The 7428-nt window shown below is 70.9% G+C and carries 8 protein-coding genes and 3 tRNA genes; 5 read left to right on the top strand and 6 right to left on the bottom strand.

What is annotated here, in order from left to right:
* The first annotated feature begins 190 nt into the window (after window positions 1–190).
* Together VR44_RS07060 and VR44_RS07065 are read left to right on the top strand one after the other, a co-directional pair.
* Window positions 191–1666: a N,N-dimethylformamidase beta subunit family domain-containing protein gene (locus VR44_RS07060; protein WP_045946516.1), complete on the top strand. Its 1476-nt coding sequence runs from the start codon at window positions 191–193 to the stop codon at window positions 1664–1666.
* Window positions 1667–1779: 113 nt separating this feature from the next.
* Window positions 1780–2682, top strand: a complete 903-nt coding sequence (locus VR44_RS07065; RefSeq protein WP_045946517.1) for a phosphoribosylaminoimidazolesuccinocarboxamide synthase — start codon at window positions 1780–1782, stop codon at window positions 2680–2682.
* Between the two features lie 44 nt (window positions 2683–2726).
* Here VR44_RS07065 and VR44_RS07070 read toward each other — a convergent pair.
* The 6 genes from VR44_RS07070 to VR44_RS07095 form a co-directional block, all read right to left on the bottom strand.
* Window positions 2727–2799 (bottom strand) — tRNA-Gly (locus VR44_RS07070).
* A 24-nt stretch (window positions 2800–2823) separates the two neighbouring features.
* Window positions 2824–3435, bottom strand: coding sequence for a response regulator transcription factor (locus tag VR44_RS07075; protein ID WP_045946518.1), 612 nt, complete (start codon window positions 3433–3435; stop codon window positions 2824–2826).
* Entirely contained in the window at window positions 3432–4676 is a 1245-nt protein-coding gene (locus VR44_RS07080) for a sensor histidine kinase (RefSeq protein ID WP_045946519.1), read from the bottom strand. Before VR44_RS07080 ends, VR44_RS07075 begins: the two co-directional genes overlap by 4 nt.
* A 174-nt stretch (window positions 4677–4850) precedes the next feature.
* Window positions 4851–4923: transfer RNA gene (locus VR44_RS07085), tRNA-Gly, on the bottom strand.
* Between the two features lie 81 nt (window positions 4924–5004).
* Window positions 5005–5076 (bottom strand) — tRNA-Gly (locus VR44_RS07090).
* An 87-nt stretch (window positions 5077–5163) separates the two neighbouring features.
* On the bottom strand, window positions 5164–5481 hold the full coding sequence (locus tag VR44_RS07095) for a histone-like nucleoid-structuring protein Lsr2 (protein ID WP_045946520.1): 318 nt from the start codon (window positions 5479–5481) through the stop codon (window positions 5164–5166).
* 319 nt (window positions 5482–5800) lie between these two features.
* Here VR44_RS07095 and purS point away from each other — a divergent pair, with 319 nt between their 5' ends.
* From purS to VR44_RS07110, 3 genes are all read left to right on the top strand, one after another.
* On the top strand, window positions 5801–6052 hold the full coding sequence (gene purS / locus VR44_RS07100) for a phosphoribosylformylglycinamidine synthase subunit PurS (RefSeq protein ID WP_257790362.1): 252 nt from the start codon (window positions 5801–5803) through the stop codon (window positions 6050–6052).
* 2 nt (window positions 6053–6054) lie between these two features.
* A complete protein-coding gene (purQ, locus tag VR44_RS07105; protein WP_045946522.1) occupies window positions 6055–6735 on the top strand; it encodes a phosphoribosylformylglycinamidine synthase subunit PurQ in 681 nt (226 codons plus the stop codon).
* On the top strand, window positions 6732–7428 hold a 697-nt coding region (locus VR44_RS07110; RefSeq protein WP_045946523.1), incomplete at its 3' end, for an AIR synthase related protein. The genes purQ and VR44_RS07110, both read left to right, overlap by 4 nt.

Genomic DNA, 7428 nt, shown 5'->3' on the forward strand with positions numbered 1-7428 from the left:
CCCCGGCGCCACCCCGGGGCGCCACGCGAACCGGCGGCTTGGGTTCCGTTCCCGTCAATTCGCGACGAACGGTGACGGAGTGAGTGCGTTATGTGATGTGCTGGGACCGGTCGCGACGCGGGTGTCCGAAACCCGCCTCGCGCCACCGTGTTCGAGAAGCGCGTTCGGGGGCGCGAGGGAGGGGAGCGGAATGGGTGCGGACCAGATCCGGCGGTGGGAATCGGGTGCCCTCGCGCACGCGGTGAACGACCCCTTCGGCCAGGGCCCACTGCCCTGGTTCCGGGGCAGCGAGGTGTACTTCGACGACACCGGCCAGGTCGTCCCCTGGTACGTGGACCCGGCCCTGGCCCCCGGCCGGACCTCCCAGGCCCGCGGCGGCGGGCCCCGGACCGCCGACGACGTGCACCGGCAGATCAAGGGCTTCACCTCCACCGGAGCCGTCGCCCCGGGCGAGGCCATCGACTTCCACATCACCGTCGACCCGCCCCAGCAGTTCCAGGTCGACGTCTACCGCATCGGCCACTACGGCGGGGACGGCGCCTCGAAGATCACCACCAGCCCCCGGCTGTCCGGAATCGTCCAGCCGCCCCCGCTCACCGCCGACCGCACGGTCTCCTGCCACCACTGGTGGCAGTCCTGGCGGCTCCAGGTCCCCTCGTACTGGAGCGTCGGCGCGTACGTGGCCGTGCTCACCACCGCCGACGGCTACCGCTCCCACATCCCCTTCACGGTCCGCGACGACCACCCCGCGGACCTCCTCCTGCTGCTCCCCGACATCACCTGGCAGGCCTACAACCTCTACCCCGAGGACGGCCGTACCGGCGCCAGCCTCTACCACGCCTGGGACGAGGAGGGCCGACTGCTCGGCGAGCGGGACGCGGCCGTCACCGTCTCCTTCGACCGCCCCTACGCGGGCGCCGGCCTGCCCCTGCACGTCGGCCACGCCTACGACTTCATCCGCTGGGCCGAGCGCTACGGCTACGACCTCGCCTACGCCGACACCCGCGACCTGCACGCCGGCCGCGTCGATCCCACCCGCTACCGGGGCCTGGTCTTCCCCGGTCACGACGAGTACTGGTCGCTCCCCATGCGCCGCACGGTGGAGCGCGCCCGCGACCACGGCACCTCGCTCGTCTTCCTCTCCGCCAACACCATGTACTGGCAGGTCGAGCTGGCCCCCTCCCCGTCCGGGGTGCCCGACCGGCTCCTGACCTGCCGAAAACGCCGGGGCCCCGGCCGCCCCAGCCTGTGGCGCGAGGTCGACCGCCCGGAGCAGCAGCTGCTCGGCATCCAGTACGCGGGCCGCGTCCCGGAGCCCGCGCCCCTGATCGTCCGCAACGCCACGCACTGGCTCTGGGACTCCACCGGCGCCGCCGAGAACGACGAGCTCGACGGGCTGGTGGCGGGCGAGGCCGACCGGTACTTCCCGCGCACCCAGCTCCCCGAGCACCAGGACCGGATCCTGCTCGCCCACTCCCCCTACCTCGACGGCGAGGGCGCCAAGCGCCACCAGGAGACCTCCCTCTACCGGGCCCCCAGCGGCGCCCTCGTCTTCGCCTCCGGCACCTTCGCCTGGTCCCCCGCCCTGGACCGCCCCGGCCACGTGGACGAACGGATCCAGCGGGCCACGGCCAACCTCCTCGACCGGATCTGCAAGCGCGACTGAGCCGCCCGGGGCACCCCCGGCCGGGACCGCCGCACCCCCTGGCCCGGGCACGGCACCCCGTGCGGGAGAATGGTCCCGCGCCCCGCGCTCGTACAGAACCACAGGGAGACCCCGTGCCCGGATTCGTCGAAAAGCCCGAGCCCGTGCAGGTGCCCGGCCTCGTCCACCTCCACACCGGCAAGGTCCGCGACCTCTACCGCGACGAGGACGGCAACCTCGTCATGGTCGCCAGCGACCGCATCTCCGCCGCCGACTGGGTGCTGCCCACCGAGATCCCGGAGAAGGGCCGCATCCTGACGCAGCTCTCCCTCTGGTGGTTCGAGCAGCTCGCGGACCTGGTCCCGAACCACGTCATCAGCACCGACCTGCCCGCCGGCGCCCCCGCCGACTGGGAGGGCCGCACGCTGGTCTGCAAGAGCCTCGACATGGTGCCCGTCGAGTGCGTGGCCCGCGGCTACCTCACCGGCTCCGGCCTCAAGGAGTACGTCCAGTCCCGCACCGTCTGCGGACTCGCCCTCCCCGAGGGCCTGGTGGACGGCTCCGAGCTGCCCGCCCCGATCTTCACCCCGGCCGCCAAGGCCGAGGTCGGCGACCACGACGAGAACGTCTCCTACGAGGAGGTCGCCCGCACCACCGGCGCCGAGACGGCGGCGCTGCTGCGCCAGACCACCCTCGCCGTGTACGGGCGCGCCCGCGACATCGCCCGCGAGCGCGGCATCATCCTCGCGGACACCAAGTTCGAGTTCGGCTTCGACAAGGACGGCACGCTCGTCGCCGCCGACGAGGTCCTCACCCCGGACTCGTCCCGCTTCTGGCCCGCCGACCAGTGGCAGCCGGGCCGCACGCAGCCCTCGTTCGACAAGCAGTACGTCCGCGACTGGCTGGCCTCCCCGGCCTCCGGCTGGGACTCCAAGGGCGAGCTCCCGCCGCCGGTCCTCCCGCAGGAGGTCGTGGCGCAGACCCGCGCCAAGTACGTCGAGGCCTACGAGCGCCTCACCGGCCAGACCTGGAGCTGATACGACGAAGGCCCCGATCAACCGATCGGGGCCTTCGTTCGCTGAGCGGACAACGCGACTCGAACGCGCGACATCCACCTTGGCAAGGTGGTGCTCTACCAACTGAGCTATGTCCGCCTGTGCGCCTTGGCGCGAGACCTACTATACCCAACCCCGGGCCCGGGCGAGACGCACTGCCGTATGACGGTTCTCCGCCCCGAGCTTCGTGGCCGCCGAGGAAAGGTAGTTCCGTACGGTCCCCTGCGACAGCGAGGCCCGCTCCGCGATCTCCGCGATGGGCGCCCCGTCGGCCGCGAGTTCCAGCACTTCGGCCTCGCGGGCGGTCAGCGGGGAGTCCCCGGCGCTGATCGCGTCGGCCGCCAACTCCGGGTCCACGTAACGGCCTCCGGCGTGCACGGTCCGGATCAGCTCGGCCAGCCGCTGCGCCGAGACCGTCTTCGGCGCGAAGGCCCGCACGCCTGCCGCGAGGGCCCGCTTCAGGTGCCCGGGACGGCCGTGACTGGTCACGATCATGACCTTGCAGTCGGGCAGTTCGGACCGCAGCGACGTGGCCACGCTCACACCGTCGGCCCCCGGCATCTGCAGGTCGAGCACCGCCACGTCCGGCCGGTGCGCCCGCGCCATGGCCAGGGCCTCCGGCCCCGAGGCCGCCTCGGCGACGACCGCGAGGTCGTCCTCCAGGCCCAGCAGTGCGGCCAGCGCGCCCCGGATCAGGTGTTCGTCGTCGGCCAGCAGTACCCGTACGGGGCTCACGCCCGCACCTCCGTTCGTCGTCCGTCCAGCGGTATCTCGGCCCGCAGCCGGAAGCGGCCGCCGCCGGCCGGTCCCGCGTGCAGGGTCCCGTCCACGGCCGCGAGCCGCTCCCGCAGCCCCGCGAGCCCGGATCCGGGCGGTCCGGCGGGGGCCTCGGGCACCCCGTCGTTCTCCACCAGCAGCGTCAGGGTGCCCGCGGCCTCCCGGTCCGTCAGCCGGATCAGGCAGCTGCGGGCGTCCCCGTGCCGCAGTACGTTCGTGGTCGCCTCGCGCACCACCCAGCCGAGCGCCGACTGCACCTCGGACGGCAGCTGCCGCGCGGCCGTGGCGAACTCGACCCGGCAGTCCATGCCGGCCGCGCTGAGCACCCCGCGCGCCCCCTCCAGCTCCACCGCGAGGTCCGCCTCGCGGTAGCCGCGCACGACGTCGCGCACCTCCATCTGCGACTCGCGCGCGATCCGCTGGACCTCGATCATCTGGTCCACGGCCTCGGGGCGTTCGCGCCGGGCCAGCTGCACCGCGAGCTCGCTCTTGAGGGCGATGACCGCCAGGTTGCGGCCCATCACGTCGTGCAGGTCCCGCCCGAACCGCAACCGCTCCTCCGCGACGGCCAGCCGGGCCTGGAGCTCCCGGGCGTGGTCGAGCTCGTAGACGGTGCGCAGCAGCCAGCCGGAGAAGCCGCACGTGAAGGCGAGGAAGGCGCAGGTCACCAGGACCCCGAGGAAGTATCCGAGGATCTCCTTCGGCGACAGGCCGAGCATGGTGACGGCCGCCGCGGACCAGGCCGCGGCGGCCGGCGGCACGTAGCTCATGTGCCGGACCTTCTCCAGGGTCAGGACGAGGGAGCCGCAGCCGAAGCAGCTCACCCCGAGCACCAGCCCGGGCGCCGCCGCCTCGTGGAGCCCGGCGAACCGGCGCAGGCACAGGAAGAGCAGGACCGCCGTGACCGTCACCGCCGTGGTCGCCACCGCGAGCCGCACCGGCCGTTCACGGCGCCCGGTCACGAAGTCGAGGGCCCTGGAGGAGAGGAACCCGACGAGGACGGAGTGCGCGCAGACCACCAGGAAGGACGCCACCGCCGGCACGAGCGGCCTCGGGTCGGCAGGGTCGCGGACCGTGAAGGCCATCGACCCGAAGGAAAGGATCTCCACGAGCACGAAGAAGTGGAACGACCAGCGCGTGTACAGCTCGACCTTGCCCGCGCTGCTGCGCCTCTTCCACCACCCGGTCAGCTTCGACACGGTTCCGTCCCCCCGGCTCTTACCCGTTCCCAAGCCTCCCGGCGGGTCCGCCGGGGCGGCAGTGCGCGCTGTCACGGTCTCCGATGACATTTGTCATCGGAGGTTCGGCCTTCGGCTGTGACACCGGACACACGACGAAGGCCCCGATCGAATGATCGGGGCCTTCGTTTTCCGAGCGGACGACGCGACTCGAACGCGCGACATCCACCTTGGCAAGGTGGTGCTCTACCAACTGAGCTACGTCCGCAAGCCCAGCGACGGCTGGTGGGCCGTTCACTGTGTGCCTCACTCTACCTGATCCACGACCGTGGTCGGTAAAGCGATGCAGAGCGGGTGACAGGGATTGCACACTGCGCCTCCCCCCTGGAAGGGGGGTGTTCTGCTACTGAACTACACCCGCACGACTTCGGTTCCCGGCCTTTCGGCCTGGCCCCTCGGCGTGATCCACACACTAGCCGATCGGAGGGGGTGCATGGCAAATCCGGGGTCAGTGGGCTTCGTTGTAGGCCGTGTAGACCGCCTTCGGGATGCGGCCACGCGGGGGCACGTCGTGCCCGTTGGAGCGCGCCCAGGCCCGGACGACCGCCGGGTCCGGGGCGACGGCCGTGTGCTTGAAGGCCTTGCCCGACCGGGACTGGCGGCGGCCGGCGGCCACGAAGGGCTCCAGGCTCTTCCGCAGTTTCTTTGCGTTCGCCACATTGAGGTCGATCTCGTAGGACTTACCGTCCAGGGCGAACGTGACCGTTTCCGCCGCTTCCCCGCCGTCGAGGTCGTCGGAGATCGTGACTACTACGCGCTGCGCCACGGATATCGGTCCCTTCGTGCGCCTCGCCGCCCGCTGACGTGCGGTGATGCCGCCTGTGTGGATGTTTCGGTGGAATACGTCAAACCGTAGGAATCCCGGCTGATTCCTTTGTACCGCGATTCTCATTGAATTGCGAAGCCCAGTTAATTCCTCCCGCGTGTCCCGCCGCAATCCCGGGCGAGTGGTTTTCCGGTGGATTTTGCGAAGCGTTGGTGAAGCCGAAACCGGACCCCGCTCACCCCCGTTCGTTATCTACCCGCGTAGAAATTTCGGCCGGGTACGCTGAAGGAACCGCCTTGCACCAACCACCTCATCGGGAGTGCCAGTGGCACGCGTCGTAGTCGACGTCATGCTCAAGCCGGAGATCCTCGACCCCCAGGGCCAGGCGGTGCAGCGTGCACTGCCGCGCCTGGGCTTCGAGGGGATCGCCGACGTCCGTCAGGGGAAGCGCTTCGAACTGGAAGTGGAGGGAGAGGTCGACCAGGCCGCCCTCGACCGCATCCACAAGATGGCCGAAACGTTCCTCGCCAACACCGTCATCGAAGACTTCACCGTGAAGGTCGAGGCCTGACGGTGACCACTCGCATCGGTGTCGTCACGTTCCCCGGAACGCTCGACGACCGTGACTCGCTGCGCGCCGTCCGCCTCGCGGGGGCGGAGCCGGTCTCGCTGTGGCACCGCGACAAGGACCTGCACCAGGTCGACGCGGTCGTCCTCGCGGGCGGCTTCTCCTACGGGGACTACCTGCGCGCCGGGGCCATCTCCCGCTTCTCGCCGGTGATGGAGACCATCATCGAGCAGGCCAAGGCGGGCATGCCCGTCCTCGGCATCTGCAACGGCTTCCAGGTCCTCACCGAGGCCCACCTGCTGCCGGGGGCGATGCTCCGCAACAACCACCTCCACTTCATCTGCCGCGACCAGAAGCTGCGGGTGGAGAACGCGGAGACCGCCTGGACCGGCGACTACACCGGCGGCCAGGAGATCTCGGTCCCGCTCAAGAACATGGACGGCCGCTACGTCGCCGACGAGCGCACGCTCGACGAACTGGAGGCCGAGGGCCGAGTGGCCTTCCGGTACCTCGACGTCAACCCCAACGGCTCGCTGCGCGACATCGCCGGCATCACCAACGCCGCGGGCAACGTCGTCGGTCTCATGCCGCACCCCGAGCACGCGGTCGAGCCGCTGATCGGGACCGGCCGCACCGACGGCCTCCCGTTCTTCACGTCGGTCCTGAAGAAGCTGGTCAGCGCATGAGCCTCGACACCGTCAAGAACGCCACCGAAACCCCGGACGCCTCCCAGCCCTGGAAGGAGCTCGGCCTCAAGGAGGACGAGTACGCCCGGATCCGCGAGATCCTCGGCCGCCGTCCCACCGGCGCCGAGCTCGCCATGTACTCCGTCATGTGGTCCGAGCACTGCTCGTACAAGAGCAGCAAGGTCCACCTGAAGCAGTTCGGCGAGAAGGCCCCCGAGAACGACGCCATGCTCGTCGGCATCGGCGAGAACGCCGGCGTCGTCGACGTCGGCCAGGGCTACGCGGTCACCTTCAAGGTCGAGTCGCACAACCACCCCTCGTACATCGAGCCCTACCAGGGCGCGGCCACCGGCGTCGGCGGCATCGTCCGCGACATCCTCGCCATGGGCGCCCGCCCGGTCGCCGTCGTGGACCCGCTGCGCTTCGGCGCGGCCGACCACCCCGACACCAAGCGCGTCCTGCCGGGCGTCGTCGCCGGCATCGGCGGCTACGGCAACTGCCTGGGCCTGCCCAACATCGGCGGCGAGGTCGTCTTCGACGCCTGCTACCAGGGCAACCCGCTGGTCAACGCCGGCTGCATCGGCGTGATGAAGCACGAGGACATCCACCTCGCCAAGGCCTCCGGCCCCGGCAACAAGGTCATCCTCTACGGCGCCCGCACCGGCGGCGACGGCATCGGCGGCGGCTCGGTCC

Origin of the sequence: Streptomyces katrae (assembly GCF_000966975.1) — a bacterium.
GTDB classification, from domain to species: domain Bacteria; phylum Actinomycetota; class Actinomycetes; order Streptomycetales; family Streptomycetaceae; genus Streptomyces; species Streptomyces katrae.